General features: G+C 45.9%; 21 protein-coding genes. 7 read left to right on the plus strand and 14 right to left on the minus strand.

Going from position 1 to position 24,261, the window contains the following annotated elements; genetic code table 11:
* Window positions 1–122: 122 nt before the first annotated feature.
* Both S1OALGB6SA_RS00895 and S1OALGB6SA_RS00900 read right to left on the minus strand, forming a co-directional pair.
* Window positions 123–854: a ferredoxin--NADP reductase gene (locus S1OALGB6SA_RS00895; protein WP_124032255.1), complete on the minus strand. Its 732-nt coding sequence runs from the start codon at window positions 852–854 to the stop codon at window positions 123–125.
* A gap of 500 nt (window positions 855–1,354) precedes the next feature.
* Complete coding sequence (locus S1OALGB6SA_RS00900; protein WP_124032256.1) at window positions 1,355–2,167, minus strand: DUF6675 family protein; 813 nt, start codon at window positions 2,165–2,167, stop codon at window positions 1,355–1,357.
* A 99-nt stretch (window positions 2,168–2,266) separates the two neighbouring features.
* Between S1OALGB6SA_RS00900 and cysC the strand changes: the two genes are divergently transcribed.
* The 3 genes from cysC (at window position 2,267) to S1OALGB6SA_RS00915 (ending at window position 5,495) form a co-directional block, all read left to right on the plus strand.
* Window positions 2,267–2,953, plus strand: a complete 687-nt coding sequence (cysC, locus tag S1OALGB6SA_RS00905; protein WP_230204334.1) for an adenylyl-sulfate kinase — start codon at window positions 2,267–2,269, stop codon at window positions 2,951–2,953.
* A gap of 95 nt (window positions 2,954–3,048) precedes the next feature.
* On the plus strand, window positions 3,049–4,224 hold the full coding sequence (locus S1OALGB6SA_RS00910) for a cysteine desulfurase family protein (RefSeq protein WP_124032257.1): 1,176 nt from the start codon (window positions 3,049–3,051) through the stop codon (window positions 4,222–4,224).
* A gap of 62 nt (window positions 4,225–4,286) precedes the next feature.
* On the plus strand, window positions 4,287–5,495 hold the full coding sequence (locus S1OALGB6SA_RS00915) for a hypothetical protein (RefSeq protein ID WP_037560898.1): 1,209 nt from the start codon (window positions 4,287–4,289) through the stop codon (window positions 5,493–5,495).
* A gap of 19 nt (window positions 5,496–5,514) precedes the next feature.
* Here S1OALGB6SA_RS00915 and priA read toward each other — a convergent pair whose 3' ends face one another.
* The 7 genes from priA to folP are packed head-to-tail and all read right to left on the minus strand — an operon-like array spanning window position 5,515 to window position 12,449.
* A complete protein-coding gene (priA, locus tag S1OALGB6SA_RS00920) occupies window positions 5,515–7,461 on the minus strand; it encodes a replication restart helicase PriA (RefSeq protein ID WP_081949885.1) in 1,947 nt (648 codons plus the stop codon).
* Window positions 7,427–8,239: a uracil-DNA glycosylase family protein gene (locus S1OALGB6SA_RS00925; RefSeq protein WP_081949881.1), complete on the minus strand. Its 813-nt coding sequence runs from the start codon at window positions 8,237–8,239 to the stop codon at window positions 7,427–7,429. Before S1OALGB6SA_RS00925 ends, priA begins: the two co-directional genes overlap by 35 nt.
* Window positions 8,232–8,975: a tRNA pseudouridine(38-40) synthase TruA gene (gene truA / locus S1OALGB6SA_RS00930; protein WP_037560895.1), complete on the minus strand. Its 744-nt coding sequence runs from the start codon at window positions 8,973–8,975 to the stop codon at window positions 8,232–8,234. Before truA ends, S1OALGB6SA_RS00925 begins: the two co-directional genes overlap by 8 nt.
* On the minus strand, window positions 8,965–9,807 hold the full coding sequence (locus tag S1OALGB6SA_RS00935; RefSeq protein ID WP_037560894.1) for a DUF2225 domain-containing protein: 843 nt from the start codon (window positions 9,805–9,807) through the stop codon (window positions 8,965–8,967). Before S1OALGB6SA_RS00935 ends, truA begins: the two co-directional genes overlap by 11 nt.
* Window positions 9,808–9,835: 28 nt before the next feature.
* On the minus strand, window positions 9,836–10,771 hold the full coding sequence (locus S1OALGB6SA_RS00940) for a CdaR family protein (protein ID WP_037560893.1): 936 nt from the start codon (window positions 10,769–10,771) through the stop codon (window positions 9,836–9,838).
* Entirely contained in the window at window positions 10,768–11,562 is a 795-nt protein-coding gene (gene cdaA, locus S1OALGB6SA_RS00945) for a diadenylate cyclase CdaA (RefSeq protein WP_037560892.1), read from the minus strand. Before cdaA ends, S1OALGB6SA_RS00940 begins: the two co-directional genes overlap by 4 nt.
* On the minus strand, window positions 11,550–12,449 hold the full coding sequence (folP, locus tag S1OALGB6SA_RS00950; protein ID WP_037560891.1) for a dihydropteroate synthase: 900 nt from the start codon (window positions 12,447–12,449) through the stop codon (window positions 11,550–11,552). The genes cdaA and folP overlap by 13 nt, the downstream gene beginning before the upstream one ends.
* 127 nt (window positions 12,450–12,576) lie before the next feature.
* On the opposite strand from folP, the gene S1OALGB6SA_RS00955 reads away from it, so the two are divergent.
* A complete protein-coding gene (locus S1OALGB6SA_RS00955; RefSeq protein ID WP_037560890.1) occupies window positions 12,577–14,478 on the plus strand; it encodes an AMP-dependent synthetase/ligase in 1,902 nt (633 codons plus the stop codon).
* Window positions 14,479–14,632: 154 nt separating this feature from the next.
* Here S1OALGB6SA_RS00955 and S1OALGB6SA_RS00960 read toward each other — a convergent pair whose 3' ends face one another.
* From S1OALGB6SA_RS00960 to S1OALGB6SA_RS00970, 3 genes are all read right to left on the minus strand, one after another.
* Window positions 14,633–15,019, minus strand: a complete 387-nt coding sequence (locus S1OALGB6SA_RS00960) for a hypothetical protein (protein ID WP_037560889.1) — start codon at window positions 15,017–15,019, stop codon at window positions 14,633–14,635.
* Window positions 15,020–15,597: 578 nt separating this feature from the next.
* Complete coding sequence (locus tag S1OALGB6SA_RS00965) at window positions 15,598–17,514, minus strand: DNA topoisomerase IV subunit A (protein ID WP_037560888.1); 1,917 nt, start codon at window positions 17,512–17,514, stop codon at window positions 15,598–15,600.
* Between the two features lie 151 nt (window positions 17,515–17,665).
* Window positions 17,666–19,471: a toprim domain-containing protein gene (locus tag S1OALGB6SA_RS00970; RefSeq protein WP_037560887.1), complete on the minus strand. Its 1,806-nt coding sequence runs from the start codon at window positions 19,469–19,471 to the stop codon at window positions 17,666–17,668.
* A 249-nt stretch (window positions 19,472–19,720) separates the two neighbouring features.
* On the opposite strand from S1OALGB6SA_RS00970, the gene S1OALGB6SA_RS00975 reads away from it, so the two are divergent.
* Window positions 19,721–20,200: a deoxycytidylate deaminase gene (locus S1OALGB6SA_RS00975; protein WP_037560886.1), complete on the plus strand. Its 480-nt coding sequence runs from the start codon at window positions 19,721–19,723 to the stop codon at window positions 20,198–20,200.
* Window positions 20,201–20,495: 295 nt separating this feature from the next.
* On the opposite strand, the gene miaA is transcribed toward S1OALGB6SA_RS00975, so the two are convergent.
* Window positions 20,496–21,443, minus strand: coding sequence for a tRNA (adenosine(37)-N6)-dimethylallyltransferase MiaA (gene miaA / locus S1OALGB6SA_RS00980; RefSeq protein ID WP_195910223.1), 948 nt, complete (start codon window positions 21,441–21,443; stop codon window positions 20,496–20,498).
* A gap of 10 nt (window positions 21,444–21,453) precedes the next feature.
* Window positions 21,454–21,681 carry a DNA-directed RNA polymerase subunit omega gene (locus S1OALGB6SA_RS00985; protein WP_052079804.1) on the minus strand — a complete coding sequence of 76 codons (228 nt, stop codon included), beginning with the start codon at window positions 21,679–21,681 and terminating at the stop codon, window positions 21,454–21,456.
* A 174-nt stretch (window positions 21,682–21,855) separates the two neighbouring features.
* Between S1OALGB6SA_RS00985 and S1OALGB6SA_RS00990 the strand changes: the two genes are divergently transcribed.
* On the plus strand, window positions 21,856–22,650 hold the full coding sequence (locus S1OALGB6SA_RS00990; protein ID WP_124032259.1) for an SDR family oxidoreductase: 795 nt from the start codon (window positions 21,856–21,858) through the stop codon (window positions 22,648–22,650).
* Window positions 22,651–23,781: 1,131 nt separating this feature from the next.
* Window positions 23,782–24,159, plus strand: coding sequence for a dihydroneopterin aldolase (locus tag S1OALGB6SA_RS00995; RefSeq protein ID WP_195910224.1), 378 nt, complete (start codon window positions 23,782–23,784; stop codon window positions 24,157–24,159).
* The last annotated feature ends 102 nt before the right edge of the window (window positions 24,160–24,261 follow it).

Below are 24,261 nucleotides of genomic sequence, written 5' to 3' on the forward strand. Positions count from 1 at the left end.
GGATTTTATACTAAAATTCAATTCTGTCGATAGTGTAGCACGGTTTTTGGGAATTTCGCGCATGAATACGCACACCAGCATGCATCTATATCTCCCTGGGTGCCATAATCAATGCGGAAGTCTCACTCCCATTGGTCGATTCGAATACAAGCTTCCGACAATCCGATATTGATTAAACTTTTTTTGAAATTATCAATCATCCCGGGAGGCCCTGATAGAAAAAAGACTGGATTCCCCCCATGCCGATCAATCACTCTCCAAATCATCTTAAAATCGAGTCTCCCAATTTGAAATCTTTTGTCGGTGGTTTGTTTCTCGGAAAACAACACAATCTTTAGGCTCGGAAAATTAGTCTCCGCCAATTCCAATTCTCGATCAAAAATCACCAAAGACGGATCTCGCATTCCATAAAAAAGGAAAACATCTTTTTCGAAACGCCCGCAGTTCTCATCCAATAAAAACGGAATAAAAGGGGAAATTCCTGTTCCACCCGCTACAAGGACAACCACATCTCCCGTTGTTAACTCACTATCGACAATAAACTCCCCATAGGGGAGCTTCAGCCAGCACTTCGAACCCAGTCCAAGTACATCCCGAATCCTGCTCGTGTATCTGCCCTTGACACTGTAGACCACGCGAACAAAGTCGGCATTCGGTGGGGACGCAATTGAGAAGACCCTGGATTCCGGCCAATAACCATCCGATGGTCTGTAAGGTTCAATCGTCAGATGGGTAAACTGTCCCGGCCTAAATCGAGTATAAGCAGGAGAAATCTCAAATTCAAGAGTATACACACTCCCCCCGTGATTGATTATTTTTCGAACCAACACTTCTACCTTACGCGGCAACGGCATTTCTTTCTCATCAAGATGTTGGCGATACGAAGACTGTTCAAGTCGCTCTCAAATCCGCACCATCGAAACTGCGGGCTGTGTTCCGCACAAAATCTTCATTGATGATCCGATAAATGCGTCAGCCGTACTCAATCGAAGATTTAACAAGCTCTCTTCTTTTAGAATAACAAGATGCTGACTGATAACTGGCTGTGACTGGTTTGAGGTATTTCCGTAATTCCGACACACATGCATTCTGTTTCTCAAATAAGACAAGGTATTCTTAAGCGAATGGGATGTCCGTTAAGTATGAGCTCATCAAGCAAACACCTCAATATAGCTCCCTTGGGATAACTGCTGCTCGTTTCCTACATCTGTTAGCTTAACATCATGAAGAGCTACGATGCAATATATAAGAAATTCACATTCCAATTTGCATTTTGGTTTGAATCGCCCGAACGATACATTCTATGATTTAGAAACTGCTCGCACAGTTCTCATACCAGGTAGATTTTTTTAGTCTACATTTCTAGGGGATCGCCAAAGTCTGGAATGCGATTGGTATTGTGCATGATGTTGTAAATCCAAATGACAATGGCATAAGTACGGCGATAGAAGCTTGTGTATGGGTCCATCAAATCAGAGACCAGGCTTGCATTACTCAACATGGTGGCAGATGAACTGTGGACCAGGAAACCCTCATCGGTAGGCAAGATTAGCAAAGTGATTTGCATTTGCTTCTTGCCTACAACTTTCACCACCAAACGCAGGTTGCTAAGATTCTTCATGAAGAATCCCAAATTTTGTCCATCCCAGATGTAATCTATTTGGTAGTATCCCCTACCAAGATTCACCTCTTTCATATGTAATAGGATGCTGTCTAAAGCCGGAATAGAATCAACCAGGGGATCGTCTATCGGTTTTTTCCCCTTTAGATTTGATATTGCATAAACATTGTCAAAGAGGGGTACTACCGCTTTTTTTCTTTTTGACAGGTAGGTTACCCTTGAGAGAGAACTGACTTCTCTGGCAATGTTGTAAAAATCAATGTTAATTTCATCAATGTTTTCGGAGTAAGGTATGATATATAGACCCTCGGTTAGCACATCAGGTTGAAGCTCATTTGTGCGTCTTATGAGTTCCTGCGTCATCGGAATGTCGGGAAGCAATTTGAATCCTTCAAGCCGCCTGTCGAGGCGAAAAACTTCCCTGGATTCCAGCAATTCGTCTGCAGCCATCTTGGGTATTCCGAATAGAGCTTCATCAAGGGTAACGGCATCAACAACTGTTACAATAGAAGAGCAGATAACGAGACTTGTAAGTATTTTTGTCATCAAAATTCCTATGTCATTAAATTTCTCTTGAATTAATGACCAACATATCACAATTCAGTCAAAATAACCGGGAGTTTATCAGAGATATGTTGAGCTGAGATGAGTTTCCAACAGGTTAAGACAGCGATAATGAAGTTCCTAAAACGTGCTAAGTCCAAGAACAATACTTATACGGATGCAATCTCAAAGGCGAGAGAAAATGTGATTCGTTATGAGGGAAAGATTTCTCTTGCCGAACGCGAGTGGCGAAATGGACATATGGCTGGGTGCTATTGGTTTACAGGACTCTCCGGAGCTGGCAAGAGCACCTTGTCCCGTGCGTTCGAGAAAAAGCTTTTCGATGAAGGCAAGATGGTTTTTGTTATCGATGGGGATAATATTCGTCATGGATTAAACAAGGATTTGGGATTCAGCTACGAGGATAGAGAGGAAAACATCCGACGAGTGGGACATGTTGCTAGATTGATGTATGATGCTGGGTTCATTGTTCTCTGTTGTTTTATTTCACCGACACAAAAATCAAGGGACTCAGTCCGAGCATTGTTTCCACAAAACCGTTTCAATGAAGTATTTGTTAAATGCAGTTTGGAAGAGTGTATTAGGCGGGATCCTAAAGGTTTGTACAACAAGGCCCTGGCCGGCAAAATTCCCAATTTCACCGGCATAACCGCGCCTTATGAAGAACCCAGATGGGCAGAGTATACTGCAGACACAATGAATATGGACGTGGATGAATGTGTTGAATTGCTAAACAGCGGCCAAGTGGGGCTGAGGAAATCGAATTAGAGCAATTATTCCAGGTTTTTCGAAGTGTTGGAACTCATCACCTAAAAGATCGATTAACGCTTCAAAAAGATAGTATTTAACGATAGATTTCAAATATGGTCTATTTGGACTGGGCAGCCAGCGCCCCTCCGGATTCCGCAATTTTGAAACAGATGACGCGCGATGCCGTCAGATATTTCGGAAATCCCTCCTCATTTCACACTGTTGGTAAGGCTGCCAGGGCAGCTCTTGAGAGGGCGAGATTTAATTGCGCCAGGATATTGAACTGTGACGCTAGCCAGCTTGTCTTTACATCTGGTGGAACTGAATCCAACAACATCATCCTGCTCTCTGTCCTAAACTCTTACGAACCCGCCTCGCTAGTCATAAGCGGCATTGAGCATGCTTCAGTTTCTCAGTCTGCAAACATGCTCAGCAGCCTGGGATGGAAACTCGAAAAAATATTGCCAAATTCCGACGGTCGTCTGGATGGCAGGAAAGTAGCGGCAGTTCTCGAAGAAAACACGAAAACTCGACTGGTAGCGATAATGGCTGTCAATAATGAGACTGGAGCAATTCAGCCCTTGGAAAAACTCACCGCCGCGGTTCGAGGGGCGCTTTCATCTTCTAAGAAAAGGGTTCATTTTCACGCTGATTTTGTTCAAGCAGTGGGCAAAATACCGATCAACTTAAGTGCGCTGGACATCGATAGTGCTTCCTTTAGCGCTCACAAATTTCAAGGCCCCAGAGGAATTGGTCTGCTTTATCACCAAAATCCGAATTTTCGGACTCTGGCTCGCGGCGGCGGCCAGGAACACGGCATCCGACCGGGTACCGAAAATGTAGCAGGAGCCATCGCCCTGGCTTCGGCTCTCGAGAAATACAGCCAACCCTCGCAAGGCGTCAAGGAAAATGGGATATGGTTGCTTTCACAATTAGCTGGCAATCCCACTCTGGCAAAACTGGCCAGGATTATTCCTGAAAACCGAGTGAACTCCCCGGAAGGCAGCTACACTCCTGGAATAATAGCTATTGGTTGTCCCCCAATTCCCGGGGAGGTGCTAACGCGTGTGCTTGCAAATAAAGGTTTTGTAGTTTCGACGGGTTCTGCCTGCCACAGCAACAGGAGAAAAAAGGTCCCAGAAAAATTTGGTGGACTGACCTTGCCAAAACAGACTCTAAACTCAATGATACGAGTTTCATTCGGGCCAAGTATTACCCGCGGGCAGCTTGAAGAATTCCTTAAGACACTCAAAACGGAGGTGCAGATATTGCTGAAACAGACACGATAGTTGGCACAGCTTTCTCATCAAAGTGGCCAGCCATTAACAGCAGCGTCCACGAACATGGTAAGATGCAGGGCAACCGCTATCCCAGTCAACGTATTGAGACGCTTTCGACATTCCTCTTCTCAATTCTACTGTTACTCAGTTCCACTCCATCTGGCGCACAGGATTCAAATCTTGAACTGCGGCTGAACAATATCACCCATGTCATAATCGATCCAGCAAACTTTCAAATTGGCATGAAGGATATTCCGCTCCAATCTCTTTTTCCCTATCTCGAATCCGTAGAACACCTGGAAGCAAAATCCGAGCAGAGCAGCTTACTCTGGAACGCAACTAGCCTTGGACCAGCTGGATGGGATGAAGCCTTTTTGACATATCGCAATCAAACCTGGGAACTCCACGTAGGCTCGAATAGCTTCGCTGCGCCACATCGCATCAGCGTCCACGGTATTCGAAGACCAATCAGCCTAGTTCAAATTTGGTCTTCAATCCAAACCCCGCAATATAAGTCTAACTTGTCGGCAACCCTTGCCCTAAGGGACGTAGAAGTTAAATGGAAGAGTGTAAGCAAACTGGCCAATCGACTCGAAAATCCTCCTCCTCAGGGCATGCCCCATTTAGTAGTCATAGATCAGCTGCACTTGCTTCGCTTAAAACCCTTGTTGACTTCTCCCCAACCTATAATGGCAAGGTTATCTCGATGGTATTCCACCTCCCCAGACGGCACCAATAGCAAAGGGATTTTCATCGACGCCTATCATCCCGAATCAGCTCTACTCTACCTCTTGGCCGACAATCCCAATTTGTTCGACAAGCACAATCAACTCCCCCTCTCTCTTATTACCTTCCTCAACCGTATTCTCTTCACTGAAGATTTAGTAGTATCCGCTTCACCTATGACTGCCCTCGTGAATTCTATTAACAACCAAATTACAGGAGCAGTGCGCCTTCCATCGTCGCGAGAAAAAGAAACTGGCGATGCTTTTGTGGAAGTAGAACCGCCGACAGGCGCCAAAAACATCATTAGATACATCTACGCCACAATCCCCGCCGGTATCAGCGATGAAAAAAGAGAACTTGCCAAGCTAATTCTGGAAGATGCGATTCGCATTGCCGATTTAACAGTTCCCGCAAACGCCGTCGCGATTCCTCAAGATTTCCGTATTCTAAGATTCTTCGATTCCTATACAAGAATAGCTCGCCTGACAATCTCAAATCAGATTTCTGTAACTGAGGCGGCTGAATTGATTAACGCCTATGTTACCGGAGATTAGAGTCAGGCCCCTCCTGTCACTAAAGCAGATTGGTGGGATCAACATCCACTTTGATTCGAACTCCATTTTGCCGGGGAAAACTTGAAAGGGCAGAAGCAAGGGTGGCATGGGTGATGTCAAAGCTATCGGATCGCAACAAGAGATGACGTCTATACCGGCCGGATATACGGGCAACAGCACATTCCGCGGGTCCAAGAAGCTCTTCATCCATTGTTCCGCTAAGCGTGGATGCAAATTTTTCGGACGCCTTACATACCCTAGACTCATTCTTCCCTTCGAATAAAATTCTGAAAATACGGCAAAATGGAGGAAAATGGAGAGTTTTCCGGATACCGAGCTCATATTCATAGAAGTCTTTCAGCCGCCCTTCTACGGCCATTTGAATTGCCGCAGCCTCAGGCCTGAGAGTCTGCACGATAACCTCACCATCCGGTAGAAACCGCCCTGTTCGGCCTGAAACTTGAACTATCAGTGCAAAGGTTCGTTCGGCAGCACGAAAATCCGGTAGATTCAGAGAACTATCCGCAAAAAGTACCCCCACTAGTTTCAAACCAGGAGCATTGAGCCCTTTGGCAATCATCTGCGTTCCCAGCAGAACATCAATATCACCCTCTTCGAAATGTCGCAAGATTTTCTCAAGTTCATTTCTTTTCCGAACCACATCAGTGTCCAAACGCGCCACCCGTTTTTCCGGGAAAAGCCTTCGAATCTCTTCCTCTGCCCTCTCCGTGCCAAAACCGGTAAACTTCATTTCCAAAGAACCGCAATTGGGACAGATTTGAATTGGCTTTGTCCCAAAACCGCAGTAATGGCAATTCATAGTATCAGTAGACTTGTGAAAAATTAAGGGAACACTGCAATTACGACACAACACTCCCTCTCCGCAACTCTGGCAGGAAAACTGATAAGAAAAACCCCTTCGGTTTAGAAAGAGCAACACCTGCCTGCCCCCTCCCAGAACTCGCGAAATGGCATCTATTAGCTGCCCTGAAAAAATAGTTCTTTCTTTTCTAAGATCAACAATACTGCTCACTGGAGAGGCTCCGCCGGCAGGTTTATCGGCGAGTTTGATAGATTTCAAACTACCCGACTTCACGAGCTGCCAGACCTCCAGAGAAGGAGTGGCGCTCCCCATAAGCAAGCGGGCGCCAACCTGTTTGCAACGGCGCATTGCCACCTGTCTGGCGTGATATCGCGGCGCCGCATTCGATTTGTACGAACTATCGTGTTCCTCGTCAATTATAATCAATTCAAGCCTTTCCATCGGTGCGAATACCGCGCTTCGCGTTCCAAAAACAAACCTCACCGAACCGGACTGAATCCTCCTCCATTCGGATAAACGCTCAGAGGGAGAAAGAGCTGAATGCAACTCCGCAATCAATTCCTGAAATCTACTCTTCAAACTACCCACAAGATGGTGAATTAAGGCAATTTCCGGCACTAAGTAGATAACCGACCCTCCTCTCTCAATAACAGCCTGGGCAATGCGAAGAAATACCTCTGTTTTCCCCGAACCGGAAATCCCATACAAATAGATCCAATCATCGTCAGCAGTTTCAATACTTCTTAATGCATCTCTTTGATCGGTGCTTAAAACATCTATAGTCTCATTATTATTATCACAAGAAGCGTCATGGGACTTATGGCTCTCACTCCTTCCACTTGGAAGCATGGCTGCGAGTGCTTCGCCCAAAGAACACATTGTCAGCTCGGAAAGCCAATTTGCAAGTTCCAAAAAATCGAGATCGAAAAGAGGTTCCTCATCAATCCGAGATTCAATCGCTTTGAATTCACTTACGTTGTCAGGCGGAGAATCCAATTGACCCACCACCCAGGCGGGAAGCTTTCTAAATCTAAGCTCAGCCATAACCCTGCAGCCTATAGGGATAACAACTGGCGAAACATACGTATAGTTCTGCTTAACAGGAAGGTTAAACGCCAGTTCCAGGTAGGGCATTCCACGCATCTCTCAGTTTTTGAATAGAATCCCACACCGGTTTTCGCAGGCGAACCGGATTCTCAAGAACCTCGGCGGGTGTCCAAAGAACCAGAGAAGGTATGCCCTCCCAGGTCCACGGCTTTCCAACAAGCGATGGGAAATCGGAAATATCCCCTGTAAGCGCGGCGCACGCTGCCGCCCCGAGTGCCAAAAGCGCTCTAGGCTTGAGTTCAGCAAATTGTCGTTTAAGATACTGAAAACATTCACCTAGTTCCTTAGCGTCAGGCGGTCGTCTCCCTGGAGTCCGGCATTTAACGGCAGGGGTAATAAAGGTATCCTGACCAGGCCGCAAATTAAGGGCCTTGAGCCATTTATCAAGATAATCAGACTCATATAAGGGAAGTGGTCCATCAGTCTCTTTCGCACCAAACACCGGTGCAGGCGTTACGATCACGAGCAAGGGGTTTCCAGTTCCGACACCTGGGACTGTATTCTCCCGAATCAGGTAAAGATTGCACTTTTCACACCGTGCAATATCCCCGGCAATTCGCCCCAGTTCACCCCCATGCCGTGAAGTAGAACTTTTATCATCTCGCGACAACTCCCGATGTTTGGGAATTTGAAAATCATTTCTCTCCGCACCATTTCTCGATATGTTCTGAGAATTCCTGGGGGAAGTGCTGATTTCTGAACGTAACGCCAGCTCGTCTTCTCCAATTCGCTCTCTTCGATATCCATCTCTAAGCCAATCGATTGCAGCATCTAAAATACGCCCGTACTCAATATGCGCTTCCAGTCTACTCATAATTCACCCTTGTAAGAAACAACCCCCGTGCCGGAGCTGTAGGGCCAGCTTTATTTCTATTTCGTGAATCCAATATTTCCCGCATCTCTTTCCCGTCCCCACCGTTAAGAGCCAAATCAACCATCGTACCTAGAAGCGACCGCACCATCTTCCAAAGAAAAGCATTCCCATCAATTTGAAATGTCAGCATCGACCCCCTAGTAAGAAACACAGCATGTTTTATAGAACGAGTCCTGGATTTGCTCGCATCCCCACTCGCCGTGAAAGTAGTAAAATCATGGGAGCCACAGATAACCCGCGCCATCTCATTGAGAGCAACAAGAGAAGGTAGTTTCCTTAGAAACCAGGCATAGCGAGACATGTGGGCTGTTCCCAGCAGCGAATTAGCAATCCAATACACATATTGCCTGCTTCTGGCGTCGCATTTTGCATGGAAGCTTCCGGAAGCAATACCGCTTGAAAGAATCCGCACGTCCCTCGGTAATCGCGCATTTATCGCCGCACCGAACTTCTCATCTCCGATACTCTCGTTTAAACTGTGAAAATTGGCAACCTGTCCAGTAGCGTGCACGCCTGAATCGGTCCTTCCAGCCCCCATTAACGAAATGGATGACCCGTGCAGGTCCGCAAGCGCCTCCTCCAAAACCCCCTGAACGGTCCGATGATCCCTTTGCTTCTGCCAGCCAGCAAAATCCGTTCCATCATATGAGATTAGCAGTCTTATGTTACGCGTCATAGGACTCTAATTCAAACTTGATAGACTTGTGCAGCTTCCTGCCCAAATCAAGCAAAGCCGAAGGCTTGGCCTTTGTCGACAACCCTATCCCAACAATGCGGGAAACCTCCGTTCTGGCCTGCTTCAATGCGAATATGCGACTGGCCCGATTCTCCCGCTGCCCATATTTCAGCTGCAGCACTCCAACAAGATATAAGACACCACTAAAACCAAAATTATTGTCCAAATCCGGTCCATGATGGCGAATGCCCTCTATATTCTCCTTCCCATTCCTCTCCTGCTCCAAGGTCTCACTGTAGAAAAAAGCAGCTTTTCTCAAAAATATCTTGGACAAAAAATCATAGTTTTCACCTACCTTTTGCTTATCAAGATAGGCTGTGAGCCAGCCGGCACGGAGAAATGAAAGACCTCGCAGAAAGGTTGGAGCAGTGATAGGGCTTCTGTACTCATAGCAGAGCGCCGCCAAAAAATGCGAGGCTGCGCCCTCCTCAAGTCTCCTATTCCTGCCAAAATTCAAGTCCTTGAACAGTGGTTGAGTAATTCTTTTCCGCTCCTCAATTCTTGATTCAAGTTGGGAGTGCTCCTCTTCCTTGGGGGTATCAAAGTCCCTTGGATAGGCCGCATACCAACAGCTTGGACAAACCGAAACCGGATATATCAATGGGTGTACATCTTTATATTTCTGCGTTGGAAGATAAATCCTGTGCAATTCGTCAGTTAGCTCTCCAGCGTTCATTCTTCCGCCACCGGTAAGCAGCTCTTCCCTCTGGAATCTATTCCTGCAAATAGGGCAGGAAATTTTCTTCTTTGCCTTGTAAGTAATCTCGGTCACCGGCTCATTACTCTCCTATCATTTGAGTTTACTCTCCTGCGTTGACAACAACCACACTGAGTTCGCGAGGCAGAATTTGCAACACGGCTAATCCTGGAGGGATATCTATTTCCACCGGCAAGATATAGTTCCCGGGGCGCTGAATGGCAGATCCATCGAGATAAAAAGTCACGTTTTGAGGGCGCGTATCTTCAACAAGCAATTGACTTCCCTGAATTGTCAGACTAATTGGAGGCAGAGTATTCACTATCTGCAGTCTCTCAGAAAGATCAAGAATAATCACTTCATGATTCTCCAAAGTTCGAATTATTATTGATTCATCCACAACCCCTCTAAACTCGATGATTTGGCCACCCGGAATATCTATCTGTGCAGAAGGCAAGACAATCCGCGTAGTGATTGAGAAATCGTCGTTTCGTCCGGAAAGATCTATAAGCTCTGTTGACAATGTCGACAATTCCGCCATTTGACTGCGTGGTCCTACAGCTGTTACAGAAGAGGGCGATACAAAAAATTGAGTGAGTTCATAGCCGAGTGAAGGAGATCCATATAAATTCGGCTCAATTTCAAAACTTTGGATAGTGCGTGGCTCCATTGAAATAGTGAGTGTTCTCGGTCGAGATTTCAGTTCCAGTGCCTCCGGCTGCAACGCCGAACCCTTCTTTCTAAGTTCGATAGGAACTTGATACTCACCCTCTTCAATGTAGGAGGTTAGATTTATATAGGCCTCAATGTCTTCTTCCAGAATATCCTTCAGCTCATCTTCATCCCCCCTCAGCATAACATTGATAGCGTTTGGGTACTCAGAACTCACCACAAATCCCTCAGGAGTCAGCACACGCAGTGAAACCGCAATTTGACGTTCTGTCAGAGTATTCGATCGAAAAAGGATATGCAGTACTATTGCCAATGCAATACAGATAATCTTGACAGGCCAGCGATAAAAAAGGCGTGCAATTCTCATACAGAGCCGCCTTCAACTGCTTCCGGAGGGTTCAAACTCAGCTTTTCATGAAGACGACGTCTAAGTTCTGCCTCATCCAGGTCATAAAAGATGCTGCCATCGTAGGCCAATGAAAGGCTTCCCGTTTCCTCAGAGACAGCTAAAACAACCGCATCTGTTTCCTCGGTGATCCCCAGAGCTGCACGATGCCTCGTTCCAAAACTGCCACGAATATCTGGCTGATTGGATAGCGGAAGGAAGCATCCCGCCGCCGAAATTCGCCCTCCCTGAATTACTATAGCTCCATCGTGTAGTGGTCCATCATGGTCAAAAATTGTAAGAATCAAAGAAGATGAAAGATCTGCGTTTATTTGCGTACCGGTGTCAATGATGTTTTTCAAACCCACTTTCCGCACAAAAACCACTAGAGCACCGCGTTTGCGAGCGGAAAGAACCACCGCTGCATTGAGTACTGTTTCAACTCGAAAGGGTTTCTGCCTTGTTTTCCCACTGAATAGTTCCCTCTGCCCTATTCGAGTGAAAATACTTCTCAGTTCCGGCTGAAAAACTATTGCAACGCCAATAAAAATTCCAGGAGCAATTAATTCCAAAATCCATAGCAAGGTGGAAAGCCTGAGAAACCACGCCAGGGCATAGACTAGAGCCAGGCTTACTGCTCCTCGCAGTAGTTGAACGGCGCGGGTTTCTTCCAACAATTCATATAACTTAAAAAAAAGAAATGCCAGAAGTGCGATATCAACAGCAGGAAGTACAAATTCGCTAACAATTGGAAGATCTTTCAAGAAGCGCAAGAAAAAGCCTCCCAAACTGCTACTAGCTGCCTTGCAACTCCTACATCATGAACCCGCAAAATATCCACCCCCTTTGCGATACACCAGGTATTTGCCGCACAAGTTGCAATCAAACGATTCTCCGGATCACTCTTAGCAATTTCGAATCTAGTTTCTGACTTACCAAATTCAGTGTTGGTGGCAAGATTCATATAGTAATCCGCTGAACGCTGGTTTTCCGAATCGATTAGCTGACCTAGAAAAGTTTTCCGACTCAGTCCCACCATGATAAGGAACCCCTCCGGTCTCCACTGGTCTATCTTACTTATAAGAGCCAGATTATCTTCCAATCTTTTCCCAAAACCAATACCGGGATCCAAGATAATATCTTCCTTGCTAATCCCTGCGTCCATGGCTCGATCGGCAAATCTCATAAGCGCATCTCGGATTTCCCGAATTGGATCATGATATCTAGGATGTAGCTGCATGGTAGACGGAGTGCCTCTCATATGCATCAAAACAACCGGCACCTCTCGTTCCGCCGCCAATGCAGCCATGGACATGTCGTATCTGAGAGCCGAAATATCGTTGATAATGTCAGCCCCTGTATCTAAGGCCCTTTCAGCTACTCGCGCGCTTTTTGTATCAATGGAAACAGGTATTTTTGAAACCTCGCGAATTCTCTGAATAACCGGAACAACTCGTCTGATCTGTTCGTCTTCATCAACCTCGACAGATCCCGGTCTTGAAGACTCGCCGCCTATGTCAAGTATTTCAGCTCCTTCTTTGATCATCGATATCCCGTTTAAAAAGGCCATCTCTGTATTCTCGCTTCGACTTCCAGCGAAGAATGAATCCGGAGTACAATTTATTATTCCCATGATTCGCGGTATACGAAAATCATCCATATTCACACAACATAGTATAATTGTCTCCTAAAATACATTTTACAAGTCTCTTGGATATGCTATCATGAAGAAGTAATTAGAAATATTGATATTAGCGAGTTTGATTGCCTGATAAGGAGGGCCCGTTGTGGAATCTACGATTCCTTTACTACTTAGAGAAATGGCTGGCGGTTGGCCAAGTGAATCCATACAGTTTTATAAGGATGAAAAAGACGTTTTTCAATCTGTAAGCTTTGAAGAACTGTATACACTGGCAAGGCAATTTGCGTCCGGCCTCAAAAAACTTGGAATGAAACGCGGCGAAAATGTTGGCTTGATTTCCGAAAACCGGCAGCAATGGCTTGTAGTCGATTTGGCAATTCAGTGTTTGGGGGGCGTTGATGTACCACGTGGATGTGATTCCACTGCCGACGAAATTAGCTACATCCTAGGCTTTTCCGAGTGCAGATTGGCAATCCTTGAAAATCAAAGTCAGTTGGAAAAAGTGATAAGCAGGGTGAAGACTCTTAAAACCCTCAGGAAGATTGTCATTATCGATCCGGACTACGAGGCAAAAAATAAAACGGTTGGTGGACTTGAGATATTTACTTATGCCGACATCTTGAAAAACGGATCAGGAGATGATTTTTCAATAGTCGATGCTGAAATCAACAAAGGCGCGCCCGATGATGTGATGACTATAATATACACCTCAGGGACAACGGGTGAACCAAGGGGCGTAATGCTCACTCACAGAAATTTCCTGCACCAAGTGCAACATGTCTCTTCGTTAATCAGAGTTGGCTTGGGAGACCGCTGGTTAAGTGTACTGCCGGTTTGGCACTCCTTTGAGCGCGTAATGCAGTATATTGCACTGGGTTCTAAAAGTGCAATCTGTTACTCGAAGCCACTTGGGCCAATTCTACTTAAGGATATGCAACTAATCAAACCAACCTGGATGGCTTCTGTTCCCAGGATATGGGAATCGATGCGCGACGGGATATATCGCAAAGTGAATAGCGATGGAGGGATAAAAAAGGCTCTATTTCTATTTTTTGTTTCGGTGGGTGGCGCTTGGAATCTGTCTATTCAAATGGTAAAGGGGCAAATGGCAAGATTTAAAAAACGAAGTCGTTTGCTAGACTTTGTTATCGGCATAATACCTGCAATCCTGCTTTGGCCCCTCAATATCCTGGGCGGCATTCTTGTATTCGGAAAAATCAAGGCCAAGCTGGGCGGTCAGTTTGTGGCCGGAATTTCAGGCGGTGGAAGTCTTCCAACACATGTGGATAAATTCTTCCAGAGCGCTGGCATACTTCTGCTCGAAGGTTACGGTTTAACCGAATCAGCACCAGTACTTAGTCTCCGGTCTTTCGATCGTCCTGTGTCCGGCACAATTGGAAAAGCTTTCCCGGTGACCGAACTGAAAATAATCGGCGAGGATGATAAGGAGTTGAAACCCGGCAAAATCGGCGTACTCCACGCCCGGGGACCTCAGATTATGAAGGGCTACTATCGCCGTGACGATCTTACAGCTCAGGCAATTGACAAGGATGGATTCCTTAACACCGGCGATCTCGCGAAGGTTACCTACGATGGAGATTACAAAATAGTCGGTCGTGCCAAAGATACCATAGTTCTCCTAGGCGGTGAAAACGTAGCGCCGGCGCTGATAGAAGAACGCCTGAAGTGTAGTCCGTACATTTCTCTTGCCATCGTTGTGGGTCAGGACAGACATGTTTTGGGAGCCCTGATTCAAGTGGATCCGGAAAACGTGAAGATTTGGGCCAGTGAAAACCATGTCATTTATACAGACGATGAGGAGCTTCTTAACAGCCCTGAGGTGTACAGTTTGATAACGGAAGAGATATCAAGTCTAATTTCCGCCACCAATGGCTTCAAAATCTATGAACGAATCGCCAAGTTCGTAATTTTGTCCAAGCCTTTTGAGCAAGGCAGGGAATTGTCGGCGAAACAAGAGATTAAAAGGCATGTAATCAACGAACTATACGCCAAGGAGATTAAATCGCTTTTTGACAGATCCAAATAACCAGGATCGAAGGGTGGAATTCAGATTTCTGCCAGTAGGTTGGGTTTGCGAAACAGCTTTATGATAAAACACAAGCCTTCGCTGTTCGAATTTTGCATCTCCGCACAGAAGTTTTCAGATTAACAAATCTCGCTTGTCAAATTCAAGCCGCTTTCTAATCGCTTAACTTCTTTTTCAAAAGGAATCCAATTGCAATACTGTATATTGGTATCGTAAGATATCTTATTCCTATCTGGATAAAATAAGTTGCAATATCCATCTTCGTTATGAACACGAAGAAAACAAAATCAAACATCCAGTTCATCATTAACCAAATGAACCCAATCAATATGCCTTCTCTAAGAAAAGCCCCGTCTACTCGCTTGAAATACCCTACTATAAGAACTAATCCAACAAGACTTCCAACGATTATCATCATAGATTTGAACAAAAAGACTTCCACCGACAGAGTTCCATCTTGGGAGTAAAATGGAACAGCGACAAGAAAGGGGATTAACCAAGTCAAGAATCCATAAAACAGGGCTTTTTTCCAAGAATACATGAAACATTCCTCCTAGATTATCTACACATATCATGCCCAATATCTTCCAGTATAAATGTACTCGCGAGAAGAAGGATATGCCCACAGAAGCAGGTTTCTTCAAGTGATTTCACCTATCTCTGATGGAGATTCGGTCCTGATACCCGCAGTGGTTTTATCATATCACATTTAGCAAGCGAAACTCAAGAATATGCAAAACTAAGAATTCTGGTTGAACTATGCTTCACGCACAGGATTCTTGCATCACAGTCACTGAGGCTTGTATCTAAACTTCCTGATGCCAAGATGAAGCGTTATTACGTTCAAGATACATGGTTTGATAATGAACGAGGAACTATGTGTTCCCGAGAGCATGGTGAGTTCACTGCCACGCCTAAGGAGTACTGAAACCTTGTGTTGCTGGCATCGCCGACCAAGGTGCAACCAGCTATGACTTGTTTGGGAGAGTGACATCAGTTCTGGAAGAACATCGTTCAGGGCAGGATGGCAGGAGAGTGGACTTCCATTGCAGCTGTTTTTCACAAACGCGACAAACAACGATTGATGTGGGTTTTAATTCTGCCACTGGCAACGCCAGCTTACTTTCTACCTGCAAAGCTTTTATGACTTACAAAACGCGCCGATTTGAAACGCCTTGGCCGTATCCTAACGCCCCTGGCTTTAACCCCCTTAATCAGATAGTTGTGAATCGGAAACCTGTTATTGGTTGAACTCTCCTGTGTAAAATCGATAAGAACTGCAACTTGCTCCTTGGTGGTTAATCGAACAATCGCGCCGTCTTCCGGCACGAGCGAATAACTGCGATTCAAGATGAAGCTGCTTATTCGACAACGCTTGATATATGGATAATCGTCTTTCCGATAAATCAAAGTGAAGACTACCGATTCACAGGTTTCCTTGTCCGCAAGCCCGGCATACAGCAGTCCCCTGCCTACAAAAAATTTGCTCGACACGTTGCCAACCATGTAAGAGCCATCCTTTTTCACAAACAGAACCTTATCGTAAATCGACATGTTGAATAGTACGTTGCCTCCGGAAACCTCATATCCCAAATAACCAGTTTTCGGATTGTATCGCATCCTAAGATTTTTTTGCGCAATTTCCCTTATATCAGATTTTTTCAGCCTGACAATTTCGCTTCGACGCGTAAATTTCCTGCCATACCTTTCTATGACGCTATCTAGAGAATTCAATCCGTATTCGACAAGATTGTTCAGATATCCCTCCACCTTATCCAAACTCCCGCCTAGTTCCCGAATTTCATTCTCCATTCTCTGAATATCAAACTGACTGATGCGTCGAATCGGAATTTTCAACAATCTTTCCACGTCCTCGTCAGTAACCTCCCGGCCTATTGTCGGCAAGAATATCTCAAATCCCTTATGAATCGCGGCGAAGATGCCTTTGATTGTTTTGATTTGCTCAATCCTCTTATAGATTTTTTCAACAATAAAAATTTTCTCCAGAGTTCTTGAATGCATCTTATCAAGAATCCGTTCCCTTTCAAGTTTTAATTCCTTTTCCAGAAGGTAGATGAGGGTTCGTGCATGATGTTCGATTATCTCTTTAACGGTCATCAAAGCTGGTTTATCGTCGTGAATCAGCAGCATGTTCAGCGGAATACTTATCTCACAGTCCGTAAAAGCATACAGACCATCAAGGACTTCGCTGTTGTAAACGCCTCGTGGAAGTTTGATTTCGATTTCAACGTTCTCTGTCGTGAAATCGATAATTGTACCAATTCTTATTTTGTTGGACCTTGCGGCCGCCTCTATCGAACCTATCAGACTCTCGGTTGTAACTCCATAGGGCAGTTCCCTGATTACTATCCGCTTGGAATCTGACAAATCCAGGCGAGCTCTGCTTAGAATCTTTCCGTTGCCTTCATCATATTCAGATACATCGATTATGCCTCCCGAGGGTATATCCGGATAAAGCTCAAATTCTTCCCCCCTAAGACAAGCCTGTTCTGCTTGGATAACTTCGATGAGATTGTGCGGGAGTATCCGAGTGGACATTCCAACTGCAATTCCTTCGGCTCCCAAAATCAAGGGAAGAGGAATTTTAGCGGGAAGAGTAACCGGCTCCTTCCTCCGTCCATCATAGGAATCGATGAAATCGGTTATTTCAGGCTGAAACAGCAGTTCCTTACTGAAGGGAAGAAGTCTGCATTCGATATACCTCGATGCCGAGGGAGGATCGCCGGTTAGAGTATTCCCAAAATTACCTTGCTTATCTATGAATAATTCCTTGTTCGCCAGATTCACAAGAGCCTCGTAAATCGATGCATCTCCGTGCGGATGATACTGCATTGCATGGCCGACAACATTTGCCACCTTGTGAAAATTTCCATCATCCATGTCGAAAAGAGATTGCAGTATTCGCCGCTGCACAGGCTTGAGTCCATCATTGAGGTGTGGAATTGCGCGATCACGAATTACATGGGAGGCATACTTCAGGAAGTACTCGTTAAAAAGTTTTCCAACATAGGCCATCAAAGTTCTCCAAGTGTATATAAGCTTCCAAAGGTTGAGACCGGGATTCCAAAACTTTTGTCAGGGATTCGCGTTATTGGCACGCAATTTTCCTGCGCATATGCCTCCAAAATCAGCCATGGCAGGAGTTGGCTTTTTCCAAACTTAATTCTTATACCAAATTCTCCATAATGAATTCCCGCCGAGCCGGAGTGTTTTTCCCCATGAAAAAAGTCAAGGTTTCCGGCACCTTCTTGATAGAATCAATGCCAACAGAAACGAGCTTCATATCATCGCCGATGAACTGGCCAAACTCCCTCGGGTTGATTTCTCCCAAACCCTTAAAACGCGTAATCTCCGAACCTCGAATTGCTTTCATTGCCTTGTCCCTTTCACGCTCCGAATAACAATACCTTGTCTGCACCTTATTGCGCACTCGAAAAAGAGGAGTTTCCAGAATATACAAATGCCCGCCTATCACAAGTTCCTCAAAATAATTTAGAAAGAAAGTCAGAATCAGATTTCTGATATGGAAACCATCCGTATCGGCATCTGTTGCCAATACAATCCTTTGATAGCGAAGATTTTCGATGTCATTTTCAATGCCCAGAGCCATCATCAGGTTGAACAATTCCTCATTTTTGTATATGGCCGCCCTACTCTTGCCATAACTGTTCCACGGTTTCCCCCTGAGTGAATAAATGGCTTGATATCGGACATTCCGGCAACCAACCATCGAACCAGTGGCTGACTGGCCCTCGGTGATAAAAATCGTAGTCTTTTCGCCTCCTCTATCCCCCCGATGAATCTTGCAATCCTTTAACTTCGGGATATTGAGCGAAATTTTCTTCGCCGCTGCCTTAGCCTCCTTTCTAATCGCCGTCAATTCCTTTCTGAGTTTTTCATTGCTCAAAATCTTTTTTTCGATAACCCTGGCGGACTCGGGATTCTTATGAAGATAGTCAACCACCGCCGTCTTAACCTCAGTAATAATCCAGGGGCGAATCTCGGTATTCCCAAGCTTATTCTTAGTCTGACTCTCAAAAATCGGGTCTTTCACCTTTACGGCGATCGCTCCGATAAATCCCTCCCGCACATCCATTCCTGAGTAATTCTTCTTCGCAAAATCATTAATTCCCTTGAGTGTTCCCTCGCGGAAGGAACTCAAATGCGTCCCACCATCCGCCGTGAACTGACCGTTAACAAAAGGGAAGTGCATTTCCCCGTAAGCAGAAGTGTGTGTGAACGCAAATTCAAGCCTTTCCCCCACATGGTGGCAGGACGGATAAAGAATATCCTCGCCAATCTTCCTGCCGACCTCCTTTTCAAGCAGATCCTGCAAACCTCTTTTAGATTCGAACTTCGTTCCATTGAAGTAAAGCTTCAAATTTCTATTCAGATACGCATAGTTCCACATACGCCGTTCTATGTATTCATCAACAAAATCATAATCGTGAAAAATCTCTTCATCCGGCACAAACTCAACATAGGTGCCGTCTTCTTGTTCTTCGCAGGCGCCTCTTCTCTTCTTTACCAACCTGCCTCTTGAAAATCTAGCCTCACGAAAACTATTCTCACGATACGAACGAATAAGGAAGTGATTTGAGAGTGCATTAACCGCCTTGGTTCCCACCCCGTTCAAACCGACGGAGAAGACAAAAACATCATCATTATACTTGGCGCCCGTATTAATAACGCTCACGCAATCCACAAGTTTTCCATGCGGGATACCTCGTCCATAATCTCGACACTTAATCATTGCACCTTCACGCTTGAGCAGAATCTTTCTGCCAAAACCCATGATGAACTCGTCCACAGCGTTGTCAACCACTTCTTTGAGCATTACATACATACCATCTTCCGGATTTGTACCATCACCGAGTCTCCCAATATACATCCCAGATCTAAGTCGGATATGTTCCAGAGAACTAAGGGTTTGAATCTTGCTCTCATCATAGGTTTGCGTGGTTTTTGCCATGCAGTGATACTACCTCCTCCCATGCTAATCGTACAGTATCCACACCCAGCAAGGTTCAGCTCTGATGCGGAATACATCGATAGTCGGTCTTAGCCGGGTCAAGTTACAGGATAATCAATCTTGTTTATCGGATAATTTTGACACAGATTTGGTAGACTCTTTTGCAACAGGGCGCTATATCATAGAGCAGCCGAATAGGATAAGGACTCACGTGAATGACGCAGATAAGGTCCATTGTTGAGGAGATTGATGGGAGAAAAGTTTTCAAGACCAAGCTGGGATGAGTATTTAATGCAAGTTACCAGGGCGATATCGAACAGAGCTACCTGCGACAGGGGGCGCAGCGGATGTGTTATTGTGGGCGACAGACAGATACTTGCTTCGGGTTATGTGGGCGCGCCTCCTAGTCTGCCTCATTGCGATGAGGTTGGCCACCTGTTCAATTCCGTAATGCACAGCGATGGAGTTATGCGAGAACACTGTGTTCGTACGGTCCATGCAGAACAAAACGCAATATGTCAGGCCGCGAAAAGGGGGGTGGCCCTGAATGGCGCAACAATTTACTGCCGAATGACTCCCTGCCGCATCTGCGCGATGTTGATAATCAGCTGCGGTATCACCCGCGTAGTCTGCGAAAGAAAATATCATGCCGGAGTTGAATCGGAGGAACTTTTCAAGCAGGCTGGAATACAGCTTGAGTTCGTTTACGATGAGATTCAGGAATACTGAAGGTGGCATGCAGTTCCTGACCCCGCTCCCACCTTCCTCAAGATTTCATATCCTATCTTGTTCTATTGTGGGATTATTCAAAAAGCCTCAAGGCGGCAGGCAGCTAACTCGATGAGGAAAGTCGACTGCCGCGATTATCTGGCTATTTGTTCTTGTGTCGATTCTTTCTAAGTTTCTTCTTTCGTTTGTGCGTTGCAATCTTCTTTCGTTTACGCTTGCGTCCACAGGGCACTATCAATTCTCCTAGTTCTGCCTTGATTCTGAGTACGGATTATCCCTATCGGAGTTCACTTGGTCAAGTGAGGCAAGCTTCTAAGGCAGGGGCGCAAAGAAAGCGGCGAAGAGTTTCCATCAGGCGAGGTGGGCAGTCACCGTTTCCGTGGAGCTCGAACCAGATGACTTTGGGGATTGAAGCAAAAAAGGTGTTCTGGCGCTTGGCGTAGCGACGGGTGTTGCGGGCGATTAGTTTCTTTGCATCTTTCGACTCTAAGATGCTTCCGTTCGGACCGAACCACTCACGATAACCAATGCCTTTCATGCCCGGATTTTCGGAGTGAGCACCATCTTTTATCAACCGTCTGATTTCATTCTCAAGCCCGGTTCGAAGCATCTCATCTACACGCGAATCAATAAATCGGCAAAGTTCGCTCCGATCTCGACGGAGGCCAATAAGAAGAATTTGATAATCATCGCGACTCGTGTTGGAACTGACAAAAGATGAAAGCGGCCTGCCGCTCTGCTCATAAACTTCGAGGGCACGAAGCAAGCGATAACGATCTCCCACCTCGATTCGACTGGCGCTTATCGGGTCCAGGCGATGAAGCTCATTGCGAACGGTTTGATTACTCTTATCTTTCCAGCGTTTGATTATTTGTCTTCGTAAACCGATATCCGTGGGTGGTGTTTTTGGCATTCCCAAGAGCCAGGATTTTAGATAATAAGCGCAACCGCCAGTGATTAACGGCAATTTTCCCCTTTCGAGAATGTCGCTAACTATTCTGTCGCTCCGCTTGCAGAAGTCGCCCACGCTAAATGGAGTTGTGTAGTCGCAAATATCTATCAGGTGATGTGGTATCCGGGCGAGCAGTCGAGCCGGCGGTTTTGCTGTTCCTATATCCAATTGCCTGTAAATCTGGAGGGCGTCGGCGCTGATTAATTCCACACTCAAGTTAAACCGCTCGGCGAACAATTGCTCTATTAGTCTTGTCTTGCCTACGCCAGTGGCCCCGAAAATGACAAGCACCTTCGGTTTATCAGCCCTTCTTAATGCTATATTGCACCTCGCCGGTAACTATTTCCCGGATCGCCAGGGAAACAATCTTTCCACCAGCTTCTTCAAGAGCCTCCGAGCCGGTCATGCTAATCTGTTTTGCGCGGTGGATTGCGGCATTCGTAAGTTCGTACATATTCTTATCGGTGGAAATAAGAATCCCCAAGGGAATGTTAGATTCAATCTCTGCTGGTGCTATCTCGTCTTTCACGGCGTTATCTTAAGTTAGAAGTTGTGGGTAGTCTATATCCATCTTGAAGATTTCGCGGGAAAAAAGCGCAAAATTCAAGTTTACCGGCAAATTGCATCTTTCATTTTTCCTTTCTTTGTAAAGAATCTGCCACTTTCACTACTCCTCAGATTCGGGAGAGCATATGATACTGCCATGGAGATAGCTGGTAAGATAGCCTTGGTAACTGGTGCCGGGAGGCGACTTGGAAGAAGTATAGCACTGAGTTTGGCAGATTGTGGTGCGAACGTTGTGCTGCACTACAGGGACTCGCGGGAACAGGCCATGATGGTGCGCAAAGACATCTTTGCCAGGGGTTCTCACTCCTGGCTCAGCGGACATGATTTTACCGAAGTGGAAACGACCGAAACCTGGTTTACCGATATCGAGAAGAAAACCGGAGGCATAGATATTTTGATCAATTCCGCCTCCGAGTATTTAAGAACAGGCTATGAATCGATGAGTGCCAAGGATTTAGGCCGTTCAATGAGTATTCACGTTCAATCGCCCCTGATAATGATTCGTGCAATGAACCGCAGGCTGAAGCAAGTCAAGCAAAGAGGCGCGGTAGTAAACATTTTGGATTCGAGGATTGCAGACCCGCAACACGCAGCCTATCATTTTGGGAAAACTGCTTTGCACGCGCTGACACTGGATTTGGCTGTGGAAATGGCGCAAACTCTTCGCATAAATGCTGTTGCGCCCGGAAACATCCTTCCGCCAAATTCAGAAGAAAATTTCGAGCGAGCAGACCCACCTCTTAATTCCAGTACAGCCTCAACTGCTGCAAGGGCCGCGGGGGCTTCTAATCCGCTCGGCATACGGGGTGATTCCAAAGATATCTCAGATGCCATAATTTATCTACTCCGGGCGGATTTTGTTACTGGGGTGGTACTCCATGTGGACGGTGGACTTCATCTTGGGTCTTATGCATGCAGGAAATTGATATAAGCGCCCCTTCATATTCTTTCGCATACTGTCTGTAATCATAATGAATCAACACAGGAGACGCGGAAAGCCTATCCCCGCTGTGGGTCTTTTGCGGCATTTTGGTTAGCATCCACAAGGAAATCTCCTGGGTGACATATTCCCTATTCCAGTCGCCAGAGTGAGACGCTTGTCGTTTTTCAGATAACCTGCTGTCAAGTCTTTAACCTCATCTTTTTCAGTCAGAACGTCCATTCGGCAAAATGAGCCAAGGGAAGAGTTTTTCTCAGCCGGATGGGCGTGTTGAAGAGTTTCTCATCCTGCACGCCATCTAAATGCCGTCATTGCTGGCAAATAGATCCAGAGATATTGCGGCGCATGTGTTCACGCGCGCGCCCCATCCACGTAGTACGATTTACGAGTGCCCAATAACTCATCTTCGCTTTCGGCCTGCGTTGGAAAGCCGTTATAATGAGAAGCACCACCTGTTTCCGAAGCATCATAATGCCCTTCCCAGTTTGTCCAGCGGAAACTCACCGAACGGGTTCTCTCTCTCGAACGCGCATATAATCTCGTCCTGCCTGCGATGCGTCAGCTATGGCGGGCGGGGCGAGTTCATGCGGCCAGCCGTGCCGTAATGATAACTCCGAGATAGATTTTATCTGCCGCAATGAAACATCTCCCTGCGAGGGTGATATCCCGCGAATAGTAAAAATCTCTTGGCCGCCGGGGATTAACTTGCCACCGCAAAATAATGATTACCTGAAGATGATATTGCGACGATTACTCATTTAGGCAGGCTGAAAAGGCCTGAAGCGACGATCACCTCATTTAAAAAGGGAGGGATGAATCACTTGATGCCATATTTAGAGACAGGGAGGTAGCCTCGTTATCGCGCCGCTATCTGAAACACCTTGTATTCTGTCTTCCGGATCCGGTCTTCATCCGCCACATAGACATTGCCGAATGAGCCCGCGGTCAAGCCTCCGAGGCTGTTAAACTGTGCCGCTGTGCCGGATAAATCGCTACTTCGATCAGTTCAGACAGCTGCTCCTGAAGTTCAAAAGGAAGTTTGTATGCCAATTATAAGATATCTTCAGAAAGGAAAATTTGAAGCCTTGAGATCCCCGATAATGGTGCAAAAAGGGCATGCACATGAACTATGAACGAAGCGATAAAATCTATATTAGAAACCTAGTAATTCCAACAATAATCGGGGTTCACGCACAAGAACGCAAAAAACCACGTGATATAATCCTGAATCTCATTCTTCATACCGCAACTGCCGAAGCAGCTGAAGCGGACGATATTGAACTGGCGGTAGACTACGAGGCCCTCTGCACCAAACTCGTGGAGTATGTCCGCGCTTCCTCCTTTGCACTCATTGAATCGCTTGCAAATGCACTCGCCAATCTGCTTCTGGATACAAAAAAAATTATTGCATGCAAAGTTGTGCTCGACAAGCCTGGCGCTTTGAATTCTTGCGAAAGTGTGGCGGTGGAAATCTTCAGGAAATCCAGATTCTCGCCCTAGCTTCCATCACAAGCGCCCGCATCCATTATAGCGGTTTGCCTCGCTTCAATCTGGAATAGCACAACTTCAAATATGAGTAAATGAGCGCAGAATCGGAGTTGA

Source organism: Olavius algarvensis spirochete endosymbiont (genome assembly GCA_900608495.1).
GTDB lineage: Bacteria > Spirochaetota > Spirochaetia > DSM-2461 > DSM-2461 > UBA2779.

What these genes read in the sequence shown, in the direction of transcription:
- S1OALGB6SA_RS00895 (WP_124032255.1), bottom strand. Translation starts at nt 854, where the DNA reads ATGCCGTTGCCGCGTAAGGTAGAAGTGTTGGTTCGAAAAATAATCAAT.
- S1OALGB6SA_RS00900 (WP_124032256.1), bottom strand. Translation starts at nt 2,167, where the DNA reads ATGACAAAAATACTTACAAGTCTCGTTATCTGCTCTTCTATTGTAACA.
- cysC (WP_230204334.1), top strand. Translation starts at nt 2,267, where the DNA reads ATGAGTTTCCAACAGGTTAAGACAGCGATAATGAAGTTCCTAAAACGT.
- S1OALGB6SA_RS00910 (WP_124032257.1), top strand. Translation starts at nt 3,049, where the DNA reads ATGGTCTATTTGGACTGGGCAGCCAGCGCCCCTCCGGATTCCGCAATT.
- S1OALGB6SA_RS00915 (WP_037560898.1), top strand. Translation starts at nt 4,287, where the DNA reads ATGCAGGGCAACCGCTATCCCAGTCAACGTATTGAGACGCTTTCGACA.
- priA (WP_081949885.1), bottom strand. Translation starts at nt 7,461, where the DNA reads ATGCGTGGAATGCCCTACCTGGAACTGGCGTTTAACCTTCCTGTTAAG.
- S1OALGB6SA_RS00925 (WP_081949881.1), bottom strand. Translation starts at nt 8,239, where the DNA reads ATGAGTAGACTGGAAGCGCATATTGAGTACGGGCGTATTTTAGATGCT.
- truA (WP_037560895.1), bottom strand. Translation starts at nt 8,975, where the DNA reads ATGACGCGTAACATAAGACTGCTAATCTCATATGATGGAACGGATTTT.
- S1OALGB6SA_RS00940 (WP_037560893.1), bottom strand. Translation starts at nt 10,771, where the DNA reads ATGAGAATTGCACGCCTTTTTTATCGCTGGCCTGTCAAGATTATCTGT.
- folP (WP_037560891.1), bottom strand. Translation starts at nt 12,449, where the DNA reads ATGGATGATTTTCGTATACCGCGAATCATGGGAATAATAAATTGTACT.
- S1OALGB6SA_RS00960 (WP_037560889.1), bottom strand. Translation starts at nt 15,019, where the DNA reads ATGTATTCTTGGAAAAAAGCCCTGTTTTATGGATTCTTGACTTGGTTA.
- S1OALGB6SA_RS00965 (WP_037560888.1), bottom strand. Translation starts at nt 17,514, where the DNA reads ATGGCCTATGTTGGAAAACTTTTTAACGAGTACTTCCTGAAGTATGCC.
- S1OALGB6SA_RS00970 (WP_037560887.1), bottom strand. Translation starts at nt 19,471, where the DNA reads ATGGCAAAAACCACGCAAACCTATGATGAGAGCAAGATTCAAACCCTT.
- S1OALGB6SA_RS00975 (WP_037560886.1), top strand. Translation starts at nt 19,721, where the DNA reads ATGGGAGAAAAGTTTTCAAGACCAAGCTGGGATGAGTATTTAATGCAA.
- S1OALGB6SA_RS00990 (WP_124032259.1), top strand. Translation starts at nt 21,856, where the DNA reads ATGGAGATAGCTGGTAAGATAGCCTTGGTAACTGGTGCCGGGAGGCGA.
- S1OALGB6SA_RS00995 (WP_195910224.1), top strand. Translation starts at nt 23,782, where the DNA reads ATGAACTATGAACGAAGCGATAAAATCTATATTAGAAACCTAGTAATT.